Raw genomic sequence first — 18,185 nt, 5'->3', positions numbered from 1 at the left:
CTCCTCAAAAGGATGGTGGCCGCTCCTCCACATCCCTATAAAATGGTTATTGCTTAAGTGCCTAATTCAAACAGTTATTTTAATTTTTTCACTTAGGACGTAAAAAAGATACAAGTTAAGTTACAATATGTAATTACCTGTTCCTACTGCCGAAAATCATCATCCTTTTATAGTACTAAACGTAATGGCATTTTTACATCCAAAAGTAAACCATCAGAATTAAGAAGTAATTTCTTCTAAACAATTTCTTAATTTTGCATCAGAACCTAAAGCAATACTTCTATATGCGGTCAGAACTAAAAAAATTAAAGTACAGGCTATCTCGTTTAACTGAAACTCCAAAAATAACCTGTACACTCTGCCAAGAGAAAATTTATGAGTTTGAGCCCTTAGATAAGCATTACCTGGAAATGACAGCTAAATATGGGTTCCCATATGCTCTTGAGGATGCAGAAACATTAAACGTAACTGCTTATAACTGCCCATTATGTGGAGGTTCCGACAGAGACAGACTCTATGCCTTGTTCTTTAATAAAAGCATAGAGCCTGATAAAACTTATAATTTGCTTGATATTGCTCCTGCAAAAGCGCTTGCTGCTTTTATAAAAAAGAAAAAAAATATAGCGTATCGGTCTGCTGACTTATATATGCCTGAAGTCGATGACAAAGTTGACCTTACGGATATGCACATTTATAAGGACAACACTTTCGATATTTTTGTCTGCTCGCACGTGCTGGAACACGTGCCCGACGATAAAAAAGCGATGAAGGAATTATACAGAGTGTTGAAACCTGGTGGTTGGGGCATTGCAATGGTACCAATATTTAAATCTGCGACTGAAATTAAGGAAGACCCTACCGTAACAGATGAAAGTGAAAGATGGCGCAGGTTTGGACAGGATGATCACATACGTTTATATTCTAAAGCAGGCTTTAAAGAGCGCCTTCAGGAGGCCGGGTTCGAGGTGAAAGAATTTACAACCAAAGATTTTAAAAAAGATGCGTTCTCAGCGAATGGCATCGATCCAGGTTCTGTACTTTATATCGTAAACAAGTAGCATGATTAATGTAACTAAGCCTTTTCTTCCACCCAGAGAAGATTATGACCATTATATTAATGGAATTTGGAGCAGAGGCTGGCTCACCAATAACGGACCTCTGGTAAATGAGCTGGAGCTAAAACTGAAAGAGTATTTCGATGTTCCGCATTTATTTTACGTAAGCAACGGAACAATTGCACTACAGATAGCGATAAAGGCTCTTGGCTTAACCGGTGAGATAATTACAACACCTTTCTCCTATGTGGCTACTACAAGCAGTATTGTATGGGAAGGCTGTATACCTGTTTTTGTTGATATTCATCCTGAAACCCTGAATATCGATCCTTCGCTAATTGAAGCTGCCATTACACCCGATACTACTGCTATACTTGCAACACATGTATACGGTAACCCCTGCGATGTTGAAGCAATAGAAAAAATTGCAGCAAAACATTCTCTAAAGGTTATTTACGATGGTGCACATGCATTTGGCACGACCTACAATGGCAAATCAATTTTCCATTTTGGAGATATCGGTACCTTGAGTTTTCATGCTACCAAATTATTTCATACTATAGAGGGAGGAGCTATTATAACCCAAAATGCCACAATAGCTAAGGAGATCGCGCACATGCGCAACTTTGGTCACGAAGGGCCGGAAAAGTTCTTCAATGTAGGCATTAATGGTAAGAATAGTGAATTTCATGCAGCCATGGGTCTTTGCAACCTTAAATATGTAGCAAAGATACTGGAGGAGAGAAAGGCATTATCAGCCAGGTACGATTACATGCTCCGAGCACTGCGGGTAGGCAGGCCATTGATTCAGCAGAAGGCTGACTTTAATCATGCTTATTATGCCATAATTTTTGAAAGTGAAAAATCACTTTTAGATGCAATAGAAGCACTGCAGGGCGTGTATGTTTACCCGAGACGCTATTTTTACCCTTCTTTAGAAAATCTTCATTATGTTCGGCAAGAGCAGTCAGTCGTTGTATCTGATGATATTTCTAGGCGGGTACTTTGCCTCCCCTTGTACCATACTTTATCCTACGAAGAAATAGACATGATTTCGAGGGCCTTGTTGCGTGCTCAAAACAATTAATAGTACAAAGGTACCTTTACAGTATCTCCACCTTGGCTAAATAAGCATCCTGTTTTAATGAAAGAGTGATAATGCTTGACCAACCATTATGCATGGCTCCTTAATTATCGGCTACCGAGATCTATCCGTTGTATAGAAGCCTCTGCTAATTATATGCTGTTGGATTATTCTAATGAAAATGGCCTTCAGAAGTTTTTTTACCAGAATTGTGCCAAGGGTCAACGGCTATTGAGTAACCTCCATTAAGCGCTATAACCTTACAAATAACGGCATTACCAGCAATATGAAGCTTAAAATAAGTTTAGAGAACTATGTAATGCTTACGTCTTTTACTTTTGAATAAGTGGCCTAAGGGGCTCTAGTAAAAAACACAATAAAACATTAAGCTGGAACTTTAAAATCTTAACCCTTTTGTGCGGCTTACCCTCTGTGACCCATTGGTAACTAAACTTTATTGATATGATAATTATTGGGGCAAGTGGTCATGCAAAAGAACTTCTCAGTATTTTGCCGGAAGAGCAGCTAATAGATCAGCTGTATTTTTTTGATGAAATCACTCCAAACTTACCCGACAAATTATACGATGTCTTCCCTATACTTCGGAACACAGACCAGGTTAAGGAGATTTTTACGCATAATACTGACTTTGCAGTTGGAATAGGCAGGCCTCAGCAACGTTATCAGGTAAGTCAAAAATTTAAAAATCTCGGAGGCACTCTTACATCTGTTATTGCTGCCACCGCCAGTATCGGACAGTACGATGTAACTTTGGAGCCAGGAATAAATATTATGTCGCACGTCATTATCACCAACAGTGTTATACTTGGAGAAGGTGCCCTCATAAACGCGCGCACCTCCCTCCACCACGATGTGTCGGTTGGTCAGTACGCAGAGATATCACCCGGCTGTAATATTACTGGAGGCGTTACTATAGGCAATTTTGCTACTATAGGTGCAGGCGCAACCATTTTGCCAAAGATTAAGATCGGTGATGGAGCCATAGTTGGTGCCGGCGCTGTTGTTACCAAAGATGTGGCAGCTAATACAGTTGTAATAGGCACACCTGCCCGTGTAATTAAGGTTTTAGAATAATATAGGATACGCAATGCCGCCAAAAGTAAGTATATGTATGATTACTTATAATCATGAGCCTTATATACAGCAAGCTGTTGAAGGAATCATGATGCAGGAAACCAACTTTGACTACGAATTAGTAATTGGCGAAGATTGCTCTACTGATAAAACCCGGGAAATTGTAAAGAATCTGAAGGCAAAATTTCCTGACAAAATAAAATTGCTGTTACCAGAGCATAATTTAGGCATGATGAAAAACTTCATCGAGACCTTTCAAAGCTGTTCAGGAAAATATATTGCCTTATGCGAGGGAGATGACTACTGGACAGACACGTTCAAACTCCAGAAGCAGGTAGATTTTTTAGATCAGAACGCCGAATTCAGTATCTCTTTCCATAGAGTTATTCAAAAAAACGAGGTAACCGGGCGAGAAGAACTATCTAACAAAGGTCAGAAACCAATAAGCACCTTAGAGGATTTGTTTAAAAAGAATTTCTTATGTACGGCCTCCTGTGTTTTCAGGCATGGTCTTTTTAAGGAGTGTCCTGATTTTTTTTATAATACAGGGGCTGGTGACTGGGTGCTTCATATGCTGAATGCAGCGCATGGAAAAATTGCCTACTCAGATGAGGTAATGGCAGTGTATAGAATTCATACCGGAGGCGCAATATTTAATGCCACGTCTTCTTATCAAAATTTAAAGCGAGCCTTATTAAAAGATGTTTATACGTTCTCTTCTATAAACAACTATTTTGGCAATAGATACAACGATCTTATAAAAAGCAAAATAGCAGACATCTATAAAGCCATTTCATTAACCGACATTAGGTCTGGTGACAAAAAAGAGGCTAAAAAAAATATTTATATATCTTTAAATTACAAATTTAGTTTAAAGACCGCATTACTTGTTTTGCCACTAGCTTATATCCCAAAATCTGAACATATATTACTATCGATCAGTAAGTTAAAAAGTAAGCTCAAGGGTCATAGTTAAAGAATTCAGCTGTTAAAATTCTATTCAGGGTTGCATCTCCTTACAATTTTGCCCTATTTTTAGGTCATTTAATGTCAGGAAAACTTCAGCAACAGAGGTGGCCCATTTTTTGTAGTAGCCGTTTATGAATTCATTTTAATTTTATCGGTAAAAATTCTCAACAGCGTATAAAGTGATGAGTATTACGTAAGCATGGCTTTATAAGTGTTTCACTGATACCTTAATCTTCTCAGTAAGAAGCTGCAGGTTTAATTGCTGAGAAATTTATTATCACCAGGCGTTGTTGCAATCCCTACACCTTTACTAACTTTAACTCCTGAATTTTACGTCAAGTTCTTTATATGAAAAAGTGCGTTTTACTTTTTTCCGCAGTTCTCTTATTTCTCGCTAAAACAAATGCTCAGGTAGAGATTATTGTACCTGAGAGTTCGAAAAATACTAGCAAAAACTCTTCGCTTAAACTTGTTTTCCCGGATATGCCAGGTTGGAATGTGCTGAAGGAAGGACAAAAGTTAGAATTTGAAGTAAAGGCTATTGGCGGCACCGGCAGCCGTTATGTGTACTCCCTCAACCAAGGGCGCATACCAGGCATCAATTTCGACTCGCTCGGCCATTTCTCCTGGACCCCAAGCTACGACATCGTAGACAGGCTCGATAAGACCCGCACGGTGCAGTTGCAGTTCGAGGTAACAAACGAAAAGGAGGAAAGAGCCAGCCAGGTAATAGATTTTATTGTGGAGCACGTAAACCGTCCGCCAATAGTAGGCGAACTGAAGCCTTTTTATGTGCGCTTCAACACTACTAATACCTACCGAATTGAACCTTCGGCTATAAAAGATGAAGACAACGATCCGGTGGTTTTTATTCCAATCCCTAACTCCATGCCACAGGGAGCCAAACTTTCGGAGCAGGGCGAATTTACCTGGAAACCCTCTACCACGCAGTTCCGGCAGTTGCAGAACAAGCCTATAACGCTTGAGTTTTACGTGGAGGACCAACCGGCAAAGGCCCGGACGAAAGGCCAGTTCCAGATCGAGGTAACGCAGCAGGATATTCCGCCCAGCATCCAGATGTTTCCGTCGCAGTCTAAGTTTGTGCATAACGAAGATGCTACCATTAACCTTAAGTTTCAGCTAACCGACGAGAACGGCGAGAGCGATATAGCTTCTTTCAGCTTTATTTCAGATAATCCGAATGTGCCCTCTACGGCGCTGGTAAAAAATACACCATCGCAATACGAGTTTATATGGCGGCCAGGCTACGATTTTGTAAAAGACCCCCTCGATACCCTCACCTTTTCTATTACCTTTTATGTGGTAGATAAATCGAATAAAGGCGATGACCGTAAAGTGACGTTCTCTATTGTGAACACGGTTAATGAGGTGGAGAAAGACCAGAAGCTATACAACGAATACCGCTCCTCGCTGGTTAAGGCCTGGGACCTGATGGAGCAGCTAAAGGAAGCCGAAAGAGATCTGAAGAAAAAGTATAACCGTGCCCGGAAAGGCAAAAAAGGCCGCTCCCTTACCAACGCCTCCCTCGGAGCTATGACGGGTGTAGCGCCTGTAGTGGTAGAAGAGGCCGCTACTTCTAAAAAAATCACTACGGTTGGTGGCACTATGGTCATGACCATCGGGACCCTGGAAGCAACAGAAGTTTTAGGACGCAACACCAAAGACCTGATCGAACGCCTGAACTACATTATGGAGAAGCGCAACGAGCTACAAACCAAAGGCGACATCTTTGCCAGAAAGTACGCACTTAAATCGGCGCGCCGCAGAGGCAACTCCGTAGAATTTTTAAAAGATGTAGATGACTTTGTAGCTGTTATGAACCTGAAGGGCCTTGTAGCGCTGGAGTTGGATGCAGGTTGGCAGAATAAGCAAAAGCCAACAAACGAGAACATCTCCAAAACATTTAAAGACTTTAGTGGCGAGAACTAAGACATATTCCTCCAGAGGCAATTTTCACCCTGGGCTACCCTTGAGGAGTAATGCCTGAATTTTGTTTTGGAGGCCATTTTGATTAGAATAATTCAGAAAACAACTTTATAAGAGGGAACTGCTTTCAGGTTGTGCCGTATAGCTCGTTTTGCGTTAGCTAACGCACAAAAGAATCAGGAATCAGACACCCTGCCTAGAAAATCGTTTTAATGGAAAACAAGAAAAAAGTTATGGTAACAGGCTGCTTCGACCTGCTCCATAGCGGACACGTTGCTTTTTTAAAAGAAGCTGCTGAATTTGGCGACCTGCACGTGTGCATTGGCAACGACGAAAATGTGCATCAACTCAAAGGCCGCTACCCGGTCAACTCCCAGGATGAGCGCCGCTACATGATCGAGGCACTTGGCTGCACAACTCGCTGCCACGTTAACAAAGGCTACGGCATCATGGACTTTATAAAAGAGCTGGACGAAATCGGGCCAGACATATTTATTGTTAACGAAGATGGAGCCACGGCTGCCAAGGCTGAAATTTGCAAAGAACGCAACATCGAATACAAAGTGCTGAAACGTATTCCGCACGAAAACCTGCCAGCCAGAAGTACCACCAGCCTGCGTACCGAGTGTGTAATACCGTTCCGGATTGATATTGCAGGCGGATGGCTAGATCAGCCCTTCGTATCGGCTTACCACCCCGGGCCTGTGCTTACCATTTCGATAGAACCTACCCTGGAGTTTAATAACCGTAGTGGCATGGCATCCAGCACGCGCAACAAGGCCATTGAACTCTGGCGCACCTCCATACCGGCAGGTGACTCTGAGAAGCTGGCCAAAATTTTATTTACCTACGAAAACCCTCCCGGCACAAAAGAAGTGGCCGGATCTCAGGATGCGCTGGGCATCGTGCTGCCAGGCCTGAACCGCCTCTACTACAACAACAACTACTGGCCCGAACAAATAGAGTCGGTGCACGACGATGAGGTGCTGGACTGGCTGGAGTCGCATTTATACCTGGTAACGCTTGGCCCCAGAACATCAGATTACGCCGTGTTGGACAATACCAACTTAAGCGAAGCAGGAGCCAAAGCCCTGGCCGGCGCAGCTGACAACTGCTGGGAAGCCATTAAAAACAAAGATGCCAAAGCCTTCGGTGAAAACTTCCGGAAATCGTTTGAGGCACAGATCAACCTGTTCCCGAACATGGTCGATGAGGCTATTTTGAACCAAATCGACAGTTACAAAGACATAGCGCTCGGCTGGAAGCTAAGTGGTGCCGGTGGTGGTGGCTACATTACCTTAGTCTCCGAAAAACCTATCGAAAACGCTATCAGAATAAAAATACGCCGCAGAGACAGCAGCAATTAGTTTTAGGAGATTCCTACGTCTCCAATTCATTTTTAAAATCAATAAGCCCTTCCAAAGGAGTTTTCCGCTAAAGCGACTCCAGATGGAAGGGCTTTTTTAAAACGTCTTCCATAGGAAATTCAGCCACCCGGCTGTCTCAAGCTTGCAGACACACCACAACTCCTACCATTTCTTTATAAAGTAAGCCCATATTTCCTCTCCTGCCGCGCCTTTTTACTAGCATTTATGGTTAAACAAAAATCCCACTTCCCAGAAATGTTCCGGAAAGCGGGATTTTGATTTAAGTAGCTAAGCAGTTGCGGCCAAGGCATTTGCAGTGGCTGCGCGTTATTTAGATTATTTTGCAGGCTTAATTCCCTCAGAAGTCATCTGAATACGCTTAATGGAGCCATCTTTGTTGTAATAGAGGTAATCAATACACACTGATCTGCGGAAGCTCCCGCCGTCTGTCTGAACGCCGCCGTTGTGGTAGATAAAGTAAGTCTTTCCTTTGAAATCAATAATAGCCTGATGGTTTGTATTGGAGTTACCCGCTATCTCATTTAATATTCCTTTGTATTCCCAGGGCCCGTCGAGGCTCTTGCTCATAGCATAGGCCGTTTTTTCGGGGAACTGGTAAGCGTAAGACAAATAATACCAGTCTTTGCGCTTATGGACCCAAGGAGCTTCAGTAAAATGCGGCAGGTTAGCGACCTTTTGTATAGGGCCGTCTAACTCAATCATATTTTCTTTTAGTTTGGCGTAATATAAAATGGTGTTACCCCAAAACATATAAGCCTGCCCTTTATCGTCTAGTATCACAGCAGGGTCAATATCATCCCAACTGATTTTGGTATCAGTCGTCATGTCGTTGGTAATCAAGGCTTCTCCGATGGCATCTTTAAACGGACCAATTGGGTTATCTGCCACCGCAACCCCAATGGCTTTACCAGGTTTGGTAGCATGCGTTACGGTAGAGTACCAGTAAAATTTGCCGTTACGCTCAATCACATGCGAAGCCCAGGCATCGCCACTGGCCCACTTAAAATCTTTGGGAGCCAACGGCACAGGGTGTTCCGTCCAGGTAATCATATCCTCCGAAGAGAATACCAGCCACTCGTTCATGACATACCCTTCGTGCCTGGGAGCTGCCTGGTCGTGGCCAGCGTATAGGTAAACCTTGCCTTTATGTACAAGTGCCGCCGGATCGGCTGTGTATTTATGCGTAAATATGGGGTTGCCTGTTGCCTTCACCACTGTGTCTGCGGGCATATTGGCCATGGCTGGGGTAACTGCAAAAGAAAGGCCTGCCAGGGCAATTCCTCCTGCTATTTTGCTAAACTTAGAATGTAGCTTCATATGTAGAAATAAATTAATAATTTTAAATTGTGCTAAATAGCTCCTGCTGATTGGGTGTCCGCTTTACCTGCTGTAGCTTTTCCTTTTGTTCGAAACGGTCTTCAGCTGTAGGGCAAAAAAACAGGAGCATGCAGCGAGCAAACCATCCTGCTACATGCTCCTGTTTCACTTACTCGCTTCTGAATGTTTTTCAAGGTAGTTCTATGGTTTCGGCCATCTTACATCCAGCTCCACCAGAAGGAGGCGGCAGTGTTTGTCTACTTTAGCTCCAGTACTACCACTGAGCAAGCCGGAAGCTTAACAGTCAGGTTGTTTCCTTTCAGATTAGCGCCTTTAAAATTGGTTGGTGTAATATTATTTGGCTTATCGAAGGTGTTATGGTCCTGAATATTTTTAGAAGCCAGCACACGGCCACCCACTGATTTAAACTTGGCTCCATCAATGGTAACCGTAACATCCTGTCCTTTTTTAGGATCAATGTTTACCAGCGTGATGTGGGTTACACCGTTTTTGTCTTTAGAGGCTGAACCAGAAACAGCAGGCAGTTTCTCGTTGCCCATGGTGTAATCTACAGTCTTCAGGTTAAGCGGCAGGTAAAAGGCATCCTGGTGCACATTGTACATTTCCATTACATGGTAAGTCGGGGTCAGCAGCATTTTCTCCTCATCTGTCAGGATAACGGCCTGCAACACATTAATAGCCTGCGCCAGGTTTGCCATACGGATGCGGTCGCTGTGGTTGTTGAAGATGTTCAGGGTAACACCGGCAATCATGGCATCGCGCATCGTGTTCTGCTGATACAGGAAGCCAGGGTTTGTGCCTGGCTCTACTTCGTACCAGCCTCCCCACTCATCTACTACCAAAGCCACTGTTTTCTTCGGATCGTATTTGTCCATGATAGCAGAATGTTTGTTTACCAGTTCCTCCATAAAGAGGGCACTTTTCATGGTGGCAAAATAGTGCTGCTCCGTAAAGTCTTTAGATGGTCCTTTTTTAGCCCAGTCGATAACAGCATAATGGTGCAAAGCCACACCGCCCAGCATATTGTGCGGTATGTTTTTCATAAGCGTTTCTGTCCAGTTGTAATCGGCAGAGTTTGCGCCTGAGGCAATTCTGAACAGGTTGTTCTCGTTTGTCCAGCCGGCCATAAAGGTGGCGTATTTGCGGTACTCGTTGGCATAGTAATCGGGTGTCATGTTGCCACCGCAGCCCCAGGCCTCGTTTCCTACTCCCCAGAACTTCACATTCCAGGGTTTTTCACGGCCATTTTCTTTGCGCAGTTTCGACATCGGGCTTTCGCCTTCGAAATTAACATACTGTACCCAGTCCATAAGCTCCTGTACTGTGCCGCTGGCCATGTTCCCGGCCAGGTATGGCTCTGTGCCCAGCAGCTCGCACATGTTCAGGAAATCGTGCGTGCCAAAGCTGTTGTTCTCTGTTACATTACCCCACCAGGTGTTCACGATGGTAGGTCGGTTCTCTTTCGGTCCAATACCGTCTTTCCAGTGGTAGGTGTCGGCAAAGCAGCCACCGGGCCAGCGCAGGTTCGGTACTTTCAGTTTTTTTAAGGCATCTACCACATCGTTGCGCACGCCGGCAGTATTCGGAATTTTCTTATTGTCTTCGCCCACATAAAAGCCTCCGTAGATACTTCGGCCCAGGTGCTCAGCAAAATGCCCGTATATGTGCCGACTAATAACACGTTCCGGATTTGTTTGAGCAGAGAGTGTTGCCGTGTTTTGTGCAGATGCAGAAAAGCTGGCAAAAAAGATGAAAAAACTGAGCAGTCTTTTTTTCATATAAAATAAGTTTAAACGAAATGGTTAAGAAATTGCTGCCTGAAGATACCTGTTTTATAAGGCGTTTCAGATTATAAATGTAAGTTTAACACTTAAATTCAAAAAAACCAATTACAAACAAATGTTAGCAAAAATTTCTTTGTTCAGGCATTCTCCTAATCAATCATTAAAACAGATTTACTCCACTTCAAATTTTCAAATCGACCATTAGCTATTCAATCATCTAGCAATCAAATTATTCTAATAAAAATACCCTTCCAAATGTAAAAACGTCTTTTAGGCTCCAAGGGTAGCGCTCGTTATCTGTTTACGGTTTCAGGAACAATAGAATAGGCTGGCTTTAAACCTCCTACATCAATAGTAATATAGTCGAGCAGCACGCCGGGGTCTATGCTGAACACTTTGAGTACGTGCTGCCCTTGCTGTAATGGCTGCAGCTTGATGTGGCGCTGTGCCCGGTTTTGTAATACATGCTGTTTCCATTCCTGACTTCTTCCGAAGGTTTTAAAATCAACGATCTGCAGTGGGCCATCGTCTACAGAAACAGCGTAACGCAAGCTGTATTCGTTTGTGAGCGGATGCGTAGGCAAGGTATTTACAGTAACCACAGGAGCAGCCGCATCAGCCAGCAAATAAAAATCGTACTCAACCATGGCGGCAGTTTGGGTTATATCAGCAGTTCCGTTTACAGGTGCCGCTTGTAGTGGTAAGGCCATTAACGAATTACCTGCATATCCTAAGCCATCTACCTTTGCCCAGTTCGCCGCTCCCCGATCGGTTTTCCGGCTGTAGTTGCTGGCATGCATGGCCACATAGCCGTTTGTCTCTACAAACCCTTTATACGAAAGCAGATCTGCATGAGATGGCGCTAAAGCTTGTAGGGCTACTTTGTATGTTTTTCCGGCTCCTTTAATTGTTACGTAACCTTGGGCTGGTTTCTTCTTCGGCAATTTGCCCCAGTCAACGCTTACCCAGAGTCGGTGCTCTTTCCGGCTGGTTGTGGCACTTAACTCGCCTTTAACCTCCGATACCTTAATCCAGTTAGCGGAGGTGTTTACCTTCCAGTTCACCGTTTGATTTCCGGTCAGGAAAATATCAAGAAAGTAGCGCTGGCTGCCCCAGGGGCTAAAGGCTGGCAAGTCGAACCCGCTTGCTCCCAGACGCAGTAGTGAGGAATCGGCTCTTACAAAGCCTTCAGGAGCAATGCTCCATGCTGCCGCTGAAGGCTGTGGTTTAAGCTCCGGCAGCACTGGCTCGTGAAATACAGGCAGGTCGCGAGGCTTCATCGACATCATGCCTCGCCACTTGCCGCTGCTGAGTTGGTTGTTGTAAAATTCGGTTTCCTGCTCTATTTGCTGGTGTGCCTGCCTGGCCAGCTGCCCATAATCGGTGGCGCTGGAGCGATTTTGGAGGCTGTAAAGTTTATGCTTGTCGCGGTACAGAAATTTCTGGTTTAGTAGCGAGGCTCCCACCACCGGGTAGTATACCAGCTGGTAAAACGCATCTGCCTGCTCTGTACCTACCTCTGATCGTAGCTTCTTTACCTGTTGCTCCAGGGCCTTGTACCTGTCCAGACGCTGCTGTGCCTCGTCGCCGTAGTAAAAGTGGTTGTAGGCAGTGTAGTGGGTTTTAGTAGTGGGTTCGGTCTGGCTCCAGCCCATAAATTCGGGTTTGCGCTCAAAAGCCAGCTGGTAGTATTGCCACATGATCTGGTTCAGTTGCGGCGCCCGCTCCTGCCCAAATATGCCTGCCAGCCAATCCTGCTGATGCTGTTTTACATAGCTGCTCTCCTTCAGAAACGGCTCCACGTTGTAGGCCATGTCCAGAAACAGCTGTATGTTGTACTCCAGCGGTTTAATATCACCCACGTTCAGCACCCACAGCTCCTTAGCCTGCATCTCATAGGCTTTCGCCATTTCTTCCCTGATCAGGGCCGGGTGCGTACTGCTGAGCCAGAGGTAGTCGTGCGGACGGCCCCAGTAGGAGGCGTGGTAATAGATGCCGGAACCGCCTGCCCGCTGCTGCTCCTGCTTGTTACTGAAACGATGGATGTAGCCGTAATTATCGTCGGGCCACACAATAGTAATGTCTTCGGGCAGTTTCATGCCGTGGTCGTATATTTCTAGCACCTCTTTATAGGTCGTAAAAGCCTGTGGCACGGCAGCTATGTTGGTGTTCACGTGCTTTTGCAACATGCTGCGCTGGTCTGCTATTATCTGCTCCAGCATTTTTGCCGCCTCTGCTTTGCTGCTGGCCCCTGTCATGCCGCTATCGTGTATGCCACGCATGCCGAGCGTATAAATGGCCTCTATGCCGGCCGCTTCTTTAGCGCGTTTCTCCCAATATCCGGCTACTGTTTTCTTGTTACTGAAATAGTCGAAAGCCCCCATCGTTTTCTCGTTCCACTCGTCTACGTTGTTGCGCAGCATCGGCTCGGCATGCGATGTACCAACTAAAATTCCGTAGGCATCGGCCATTTTTGGGTTCAGCGGATAATGGAAAAAAGCTTTGGTGCTGGGGTGCATGGCCGGCCAGATCAGGTTAGCCTTCAGTCGGAGCAGGAGTTCAAAAATTCTGGCGTAGGTGTTCGGGCCGATATCCTTTACATCAGTATCGAGGTTTTGTGCCGCCCAGGGCTGTAACCCCCAGTCTTCGTCGTTCAGGAAAATGCCCCGGTACTTTACAGATGGCGGTGCCGAGACAAAAGCCAGATCAGAAAGGATGAGTTCCTTTTGCGGCACCGGCTTTACATCAGCCCACCAGCACCAGGGCGACACCCCTATTTTCTCCGACAGATGAAAAACACCGTAAGCTGTTCCTCGCTTGTCGCTGCCAGCTACAACAAGCAAATTGTTAATATTAGGGCGTGGGTTCTTTATAACTTCAAGCGCAAATGCCTCCCACTTTCCTTTGAGGCTACCGGTCATTTCCGGCTGGCTCCCCAGCACCTGCTTTACCATTCCCGATTCAGCCTTTCCAATTAAAATAACGTTGCCAGTTGCCTGGCTCAAGCTGGTGCGCACCAGTGGCCTGTAGCCAGTTACCAGCTCAATATCCTGGGCCAGCAAATGAGCCGTAATAGAGTCTAGTTTGGCTTCGGTGGGGTCGTATACTAGCTGCACCTTGGTGTCGGCACTTACGAGTACAAAATCCTGGGCCGAGGCAGCATGAGAGGTAAAGGCAACAAGTAATAGCAGAAATGGGAGTAAACGGTTCATGGGCTTTTGTTTGTATAGCTGAGGCAGCGGAATGGTAGCAGACTCTTTCTCAAAAATATAACCTATTGCTGTATAAGTTATCCTGTGATATCCTGTTCAGCCCTTCAAATTCTTCTAATAGAAATGGCCTTCCGAAGCTTTCCATACCAGTTAACCCCCAAGGGCTGCTGTTATTTCAGGATGCTTTCGGGCACATCACCTACAAAACTAAGCCACGGCAGCCAAGCCACCAGGCAGTAGTGTTTCGCCCACACCGGTTCCCCCCAAGGCAACAGCAGGAAAATCAGATTCCAGACCTGATGTAAGAAAAAATGAAAAAGCTCAGACCAAAGCAGTTTTAAATTGCCTCGATCTGAGCCTGAATTTTAATTTGGCTAAAAATTAATGCGTCTGGCCGAGCCAGAAAATCTGCCAATATTATTGCATACTAAGCGCTTTACTGTCCAGGTCCTTGCCTTTCGAAACCTGCTTCGACATGTCTTTAAAGTCTTTTGCATCCAGTTTCACGTTTTGGGTAAGCGGGCCCATCACTTTTATAACCGGCTCACTTGTTTCGTTATAGGTGAGGCCGCTGACCTTCATGTTCCTGGTGTTGAAAATAGTAATGGCTGGTCCTGTTTCTGTGATCACCTGCACATTTTTAAGTTCTATGCCATCGGAGTCAACGGCCGTAATGCCTTTTTTCGCTTTTAGAATAGCATCTTCCAGGTATACATTTTTCAGGTTCATTTCGGGCAGGCCCTGCAAAGCTAAGGCCTGGTTAGCACCAGAAACGCGTATGTTTTTCATGTATATGTTTTTGAAGGAAGGAGTTTCTTCTGTTACCGGAACCGATGGAGCCGCTTTTGCCCCACCTTCGCCTTTTTGCGCCATATCCATTTCAGGGGAGTTGCCGCCGTAGAAAAGGTTAAAGCTAATAGCCTCGGTTGGTATGTTAATCATGTCGATGTTGGAGATGTAAATGTTCTCTACCAAACCGCCACGACCACGCGTGCTCTTAAAACGCAGGCCAATATCGGTGCCCATAAACGTGCAGTTAGAGACGTGCACATTCTTTACGCCACCCGACATCTCGCTGCCTACCACAAAACCGCCATGCCCATGGTATACCACGTTGTTCTTCACGATCACGTTCTCGGTTGGCATACCTCTGTCGCGGCCATCTTTGTCTTTACCAGATTTAAAGCAAATGGCATCGTCGCCTACATCGAAGGTATTGTTATAAACCAGCGCATTTTTGCACGATTCCAGATCCAGCCCGTCGCCGTTCTGAGAAAACCAGGGATTACGCACGTTCAGGTTACGTAATATTATGTCTTCGCACATGTTCGGGTGCAGGTTCCAGGCAGGAGAGTTCTGAAAAGTAGGGCCATCAAGTAAAACTGTTTTACAACCTACCAGGCTCAGCAGCACCGGCCGCAGGAAATCTTTTATAGACTCAAACTGCTTTGTATCGCTGAAGTCGGGTACGTTAAAATTGGTGGTGCTGGTGTAGCCGGTCTTCACCTTCTGGGTCGGGAACCACATTTTTTTGTCGTCGCTGAGCACACCACCCGATTTAACCAACGCATTCCACTGGCCTTCGGTCATCTTCCCTTTTTTAACAGGGCGCCAGGCTTCTCCGTTTCCATCGAAGGTGCCGGAGCCGGTAATGGCGATGTTCTGCAGGTTTACCCCGGAAATAGGCGATTGGCAACGCACCGTGTTCAGGCCCTCGAAGCTGACATTTACCAAAGGGTAATCGTCGAAGTCTTTACTGAACAGCACCAGCGCACCTGCCTCTGCATGCAGATTAATGTTGCTTTTAAGCACAATGGGGCCGGTTAACCACATACCCCGCGGAATTACCACAGTACCGCCACCTTTGGCTGCCACTGCATCAATGGCTTGCGCAAAGGCCTGTGTGTTTTTGGTAAGACCATCGCCCACTGCTCCAAAATCTGATATATTAACAGAAATATCAGGGAAAGATGTCTCTTTTACACGGGGCATGTCAAACTCTATGCCTTCATAGATATCGAACTGTTGTCCGGAAGTTGAAGCGGCTTTGCTACTGGCTACAGCGCCTGTGGCTGTTGTTGGCGCTTGCTGCTGGCACGCCGAAAGCAGCATGCCTGCCATTCCGAGTGCCAGGGCCAGTTTGCTTGCTACAATTTTGGTGGCTTTCATATAGTATTAAATTTACTGGTTATGAGCTTCTTGATAATGTTTCTTGTATTATAATCCGGGTGCAGCGCCTTTCTAATTTCTAGTCTAACCTAAAAATTTGTTCCTGAAGAGCTAATACACCCCGCAGACCCTTGACCTCTTTTAAGCGAAAATCCTTCTGGAGGCCATTTCCATTCGAATAATTTACCGGCTACCTGTTTCTTGCTGATTTGTTGTAGGAGTATCTCCTAATAACGTAGTTCCTTTTATAGAAGGAGCTACTCTTGCCTTCAACATTCAGGCGTAAAAGGGAAACAACATCTCGTGCAGGTCGGCACATTTTATTTCCGGACCGATGGCTTAAGGTGTTATTCTGAACCAGTCGTAATCTGCGAAACCGGAGTCGTTAATCTTGTCCTGGCGCACGGCAAAGATTCCTACTTTAGCCCCGATCCATTTGCCTGGTTTGGCGGTGAGTGGTGAACCGGCGTTTGTAAACTGTGCTCCGTTTTCGCTGTAGCTGAACTGGCACTTGCCGCCTTTATCTACTTTTACTCTGAAGTAAACCTCGTTTCCGTTCAGTTTGCCTAATAACGTTTCCGTGTCGGCGGTGCCTTTTTCGGCTTGTAAGCCGGTGGTATAAGCCAGGTAAAGTCCGTCGGGCTTGCTAACCAGCGAGATGTGCCCATAGGAGTCGCTCATCACGATCAGGCCGGTACGCTCGTTCTGCAGCTTCTCGTTCGGTGTAAACTTAAGCTTGGTGGTAACAGTAAAGGTTTCGGCCGGAAACTTCTGCAGGAGCAGGTTCGGTACATCCCAGAAGTTTTTGTAGTTGGCCGGCAACTGGTCGGTGAACAGGCGCAACTGCCCTTTGGCCGGATTCAGGAAAGCCCAGGTTGCCTTCGGGTTAGCGTGCCACTGCCACTGCAGCCCCAACTTATGCCCTTCAAACTCATCAGACTCCTGCGGTGTGGCTACCGGATAGTTTTTGCCGACTGCCGGTTTCCGGTGCGTCAGTACCGGCTGACCTTTGCCGTCTCCGTCTTTATCCTCGCCAATTACAGGCCAGTCGTTTTTCCACTGCATAGGCTGCAGGTGCACTATTCGGCCATAGGCATCCACATCCTGAAAGTGCACAAACCAGTCTTCCTTTCCGTTAGGGGTATCTACCCAGGCGCCCTGGTGCGGTCCGTTTACAGGTGAGCTTCCCTGGTCCATCACTATTTTCTCCTCGTAAGGTCCGTAAATGTTTTTGGAACGCAGCACCAACTGCCAGCCCGTAGATACACCACCTGCCGGCGCAAAAATGTAATAATAGCCGTTACGTTTATAGAACTTCGGGCCTTCTACGGTCGGGTGGTTATCGTGCCCATCAAACACCATCACCCCCTCATCCAGCACCTCAGTTCCTTCAGGGTTCATGCGGTTTAATGTCAGAACGCTCTTAATGCCGGCCCGGCTACCAGCCCACCCATGCACCAGGTACGCCTGCCCATCCTCATCCCAAAACGGACAAGAATCTATAAGTCCTTTGCCTTCTTTTACCAGCACAGGCGCTTCCCACTTACCTGCCGGGTCTTTTGTCTTTACCATGTAAATACCGAAATCCGGATCGCCCCAGTAAATGTAGAACTCCCCTTTATGATGCCTGATAGCCGGAGCCCAAACGCCATTGCCATGTTGTGGTGTGGCGAAATGCTCGTAGGGAGTTAAACGGTCTAATGCATAACCTATCAGTTTCCAGTTCACCAGGTCTTTGGAGTGTAATATCTGCAGGCCAGGCACCGCGTTAAAGCTGGAGGAAGTCATGTAAAAATCTTCGCCCACGCGGCAAACATCCGGATCGGAATAGTCGGCATAGAGTATTGGGTTTTTGTAGGTTCCCCTACCCAGGTCCGCCACCCACACCTGCGATACATCGCCAGTAGGAGAAGAAACGGCCTTATCGGTGGCAGGTGCTGCGCCGGAACGGGTGCCAGACGACCGGTTAAAAAGCTGCTCGTTGGTGCAGCCAAGTAAAAGAAGTAAACTGAAAGCCAGGTACTTTTTAGATTGCATGGTTTGTTTATTTATTGAAACCTGATTGAATTGCTATACAAAATTAGCTGATGAAAAATAGAAACAGGACGAACGGCCTCTTAAATCGCGCATTACTTTTTCTTCCC

At 45.8% G+C, this 18,185-nt stretch carries 11 protein-coding genes; 6 read left to right on the top strand and 5 right to left on the bottom strand.

The window, feature by feature from the left end; all coding sequences use genetic code 11:
* The first annotated feature begins 284 nt into the window (after positions 1–284).
* The 6 genes from FVR03_RS05985 (at position 285) to FVR03_RS05960 (ending at position 7,517) form a co-directional block, all read left to right on the top strand.
* Positions 285–1,058 (top strand): class I SAM-dependent methyltransferase, encoded by a 774-nt coding sequence (locus FVR03_RS05985; RefSeq protein WP_147920824.1) that lies wholly within the window; start codon positions 285–287, stop codon positions 1,056–1,058.
* Between the two features lies 1 nt (position 1,059).
* The gene (locus FVR03_RS05980) at positions 1,060–2,142 is read left to right on the top strand and encodes a DegT/DnrJ/EryC1/StrS family aminotransferase (protein WP_147920823.1); all 1,083 of its coding nucleotides are present in this window, start codon (positions 1,060–1,062) and stop codon (positions 2,140–2,142) included.
* 459 nt (positions 2,143–2,601) lie between these two features.
* The gene (locus FVR03_RS05975) at positions 2,602–3,234 is read left to right on the top strand and encodes an acetyltransferase (RefSeq protein ID WP_147920822.1); all 633 of its coding nucleotides are present in this window, start codon (positions 2,602–2,604) and stop codon (positions 3,232–3,234) included.
* Between the two features lie 13 nt (positions 3,235–3,247).
* Complete coding sequence (locus FVR03_RS05970; RefSeq protein ID WP_147920821.1) at positions 3,248–4,210, top strand: glycosyltransferase; 963 nt, start codon at positions 3,248–3,250, stop codon at positions 4,208–4,210.
* A gap of 476 nt (positions 4,211–4,686) precedes the next feature.
* Complete coding sequence (locus FVR03_RS05965) at positions 4,687–6,153, top strand: hypothetical protein (RefSeq protein ID WP_255474088.1); 1,467 nt, start codon at positions 4,687–4,689, stop codon at positions 6,151–6,153.
* 209 nt (positions 6,154–6,362) lie between these two features.
* A complete protein-coding gene (locus FVR03_RS05960; protein WP_147920819.1) occupies positions 6,363–7,517 on the top strand; it encodes an adenylyltransferase/cytidyltransferase family protein in 1,155 nt (384 codons plus the stop codon).
* A gap of 336 nt (positions 7,518–7,853) precedes the next feature.
* Here the strand turns inward: FVR03_RS05960 and FVR03_RS05955 are convergent, their stop codons facing one another.
* The 5 genes from FVR03_RS05955 to FVR03_RS05935 all read right to left on the bottom strand — a co-directional run bounded on the left by FVR03_RS05955 (position 7,854) and on the right by FVR03_RS05935 (position 18,078).
* On the bottom strand, positions 7,854–8,855 hold the full coding sequence (locus FVR03_RS05955; RefSeq protein ID WP_147920818.1) for a glycoside hydrolase family 43 protein: 1,002 nt from the start codon (positions 8,853–8,855) through the stop codon (positions 7,854–7,856).
* A 257-nt stretch (positions 8,856–9,112) separates the two neighbouring features.
* The gene (locus tag FVR03_RS05950; RefSeq protein ID WP_147920817.1) at positions 9,113–10,654 is read right to left on the bottom strand and encodes an alpha-N-arabinofuranosidase; all 1,542 of its coding nucleotides are present in this window, start codon (positions 10,652–10,654) and stop codon (positions 9,113–9,115) included.
* A gap of 299 nt (positions 10,655–10,953) precedes the next feature.
* Positions 10,954–13,872 carry a glycosyl hydrolase 115 family protein gene (locus tag FVR03_RS05945; protein WP_147920816.1) on the bottom strand — a complete coding sequence of 973 codons (2,919 nt, stop codon included), beginning with the start codon at positions 13,870–13,872 and terminating at the stop codon, positions 10,954–10,956.
* A gap of 417 nt (positions 13,873–14,289) precedes the next feature.
* Complete coding sequence (locus tag FVR03_RS05940) at positions 14,290–16,041, bottom strand: glycoside hydrolase family 28 protein (protein ID WP_147920815.1); 1,752 nt, start codon at positions 16,039–16,041, stop codon at positions 14,290–14,292.
* Between the two features lie 339 nt (positions 16,042–16,380).
* Complete coding sequence (locus FVR03_RS05935) at positions 16,381–18,078, bottom strand: glycoside hydrolase family 43 protein (protein WP_147920814.1); 1,698 nt, start codon at positions 18,076–18,078, stop codon at positions 16,381–16,383.
* Positions 18,079–18,185 lie beyond the last annotated feature (107 nt).

Origin of the sequence: Pontibacter qinzhouensis (assembly GCF_008017455.1) — a bacterium.
GTDB classification, from domain to species: Bacteria; Bacteroidota; Bacteroidia; order Cytophagales; family Hymenobacteraceae; genus Pontibacter; species Pontibacter qinzhouensis.
The sequence above is the reverse complement of the archived record's forward strand: the minus strand, read 5'-3'. Positions and strand labels throughout refer to the sequence as shown.

Excerpts from the sequence above, each read along its gene's own strand:
- FVR03_RS05935 (WP_147920814.1), bottom strand. The coding sequence starts at position 18,078 with ATGCAATCTAAAAAGTACCTGGCTTTCAGTTTACTTCTTTTACTTGGC.
- FVR03_RS05975 (WP_147920822.1), top strand. The coding sequence starts at position 2,602 with ATGATAATTATTGGGGCAAGTGGTCATGCAAAAGAACTTCTCAGTATT.
- FVR03_RS05970 (WP_147920821.1), top strand. The coding sequence starts at position 3,248 with ATGCCGCCAAAAGTAAGTATATGTATGATTACTTATAATCATGAGCCT.
- FVR03_RS05960 (WP_147920819.1), top strand. The coding sequence starts at position 6,363 with ATGGAAAACAAGAAAAAAGTTATGGTAACAGGCTGCTTCGACCTGCTC.
- FVR03_RS05955 (WP_147920818.1), bottom strand. The coding sequence starts at position 8,855 with ATGAAGCTACATTCTAAGTTTAGCAAAATAGCAGGAGGAATTGCCCTG.
- FVR03_RS05980 (WP_147920823.1), top strand. The coding sequence starts at position 1,060 with ATGATTAATGTAACTAAGCCTTTTCTTCCACCCAGAGAAGATTATGAC.
- FVR03_RS05945 (WP_147920816.1), bottom strand. The coding sequence starts at position 13,872 with ATGAACCGTTTACTCCCATTTCTGCTATTACTTGTTGCCTTTACCTCT.
- FVR03_RS05965 (WP_255474088.1), top strand. The coding sequence starts at position 4,687 with ATGCCAGGTTGGAATGTGCTGAAGGAAGGACAAAAGTTAGAATTTGAA.
- FVR03_RS05985 (WP_147920824.1), top strand. The coding sequence starts at position 285 with ATGCGGTCAGAACTAAAAAAATTAAAGTACAGGCTATCTCGTTTAACT.
- FVR03_RS05940 (WP_147920815.1), bottom strand. The coding sequence starts at position 16,041 with ATGAAAGCCACCAAAATTGTAGCAAGCAAACTGGCCCTGGCACTCGGA.
- FVR03_RS05950 (WP_147920817.1), bottom strand. The coding sequence starts at position 10,654 with ATGAAAAAAAGACTGCTCAGTTTTTTCATCTTTTTTGCCAGCTTTTCT.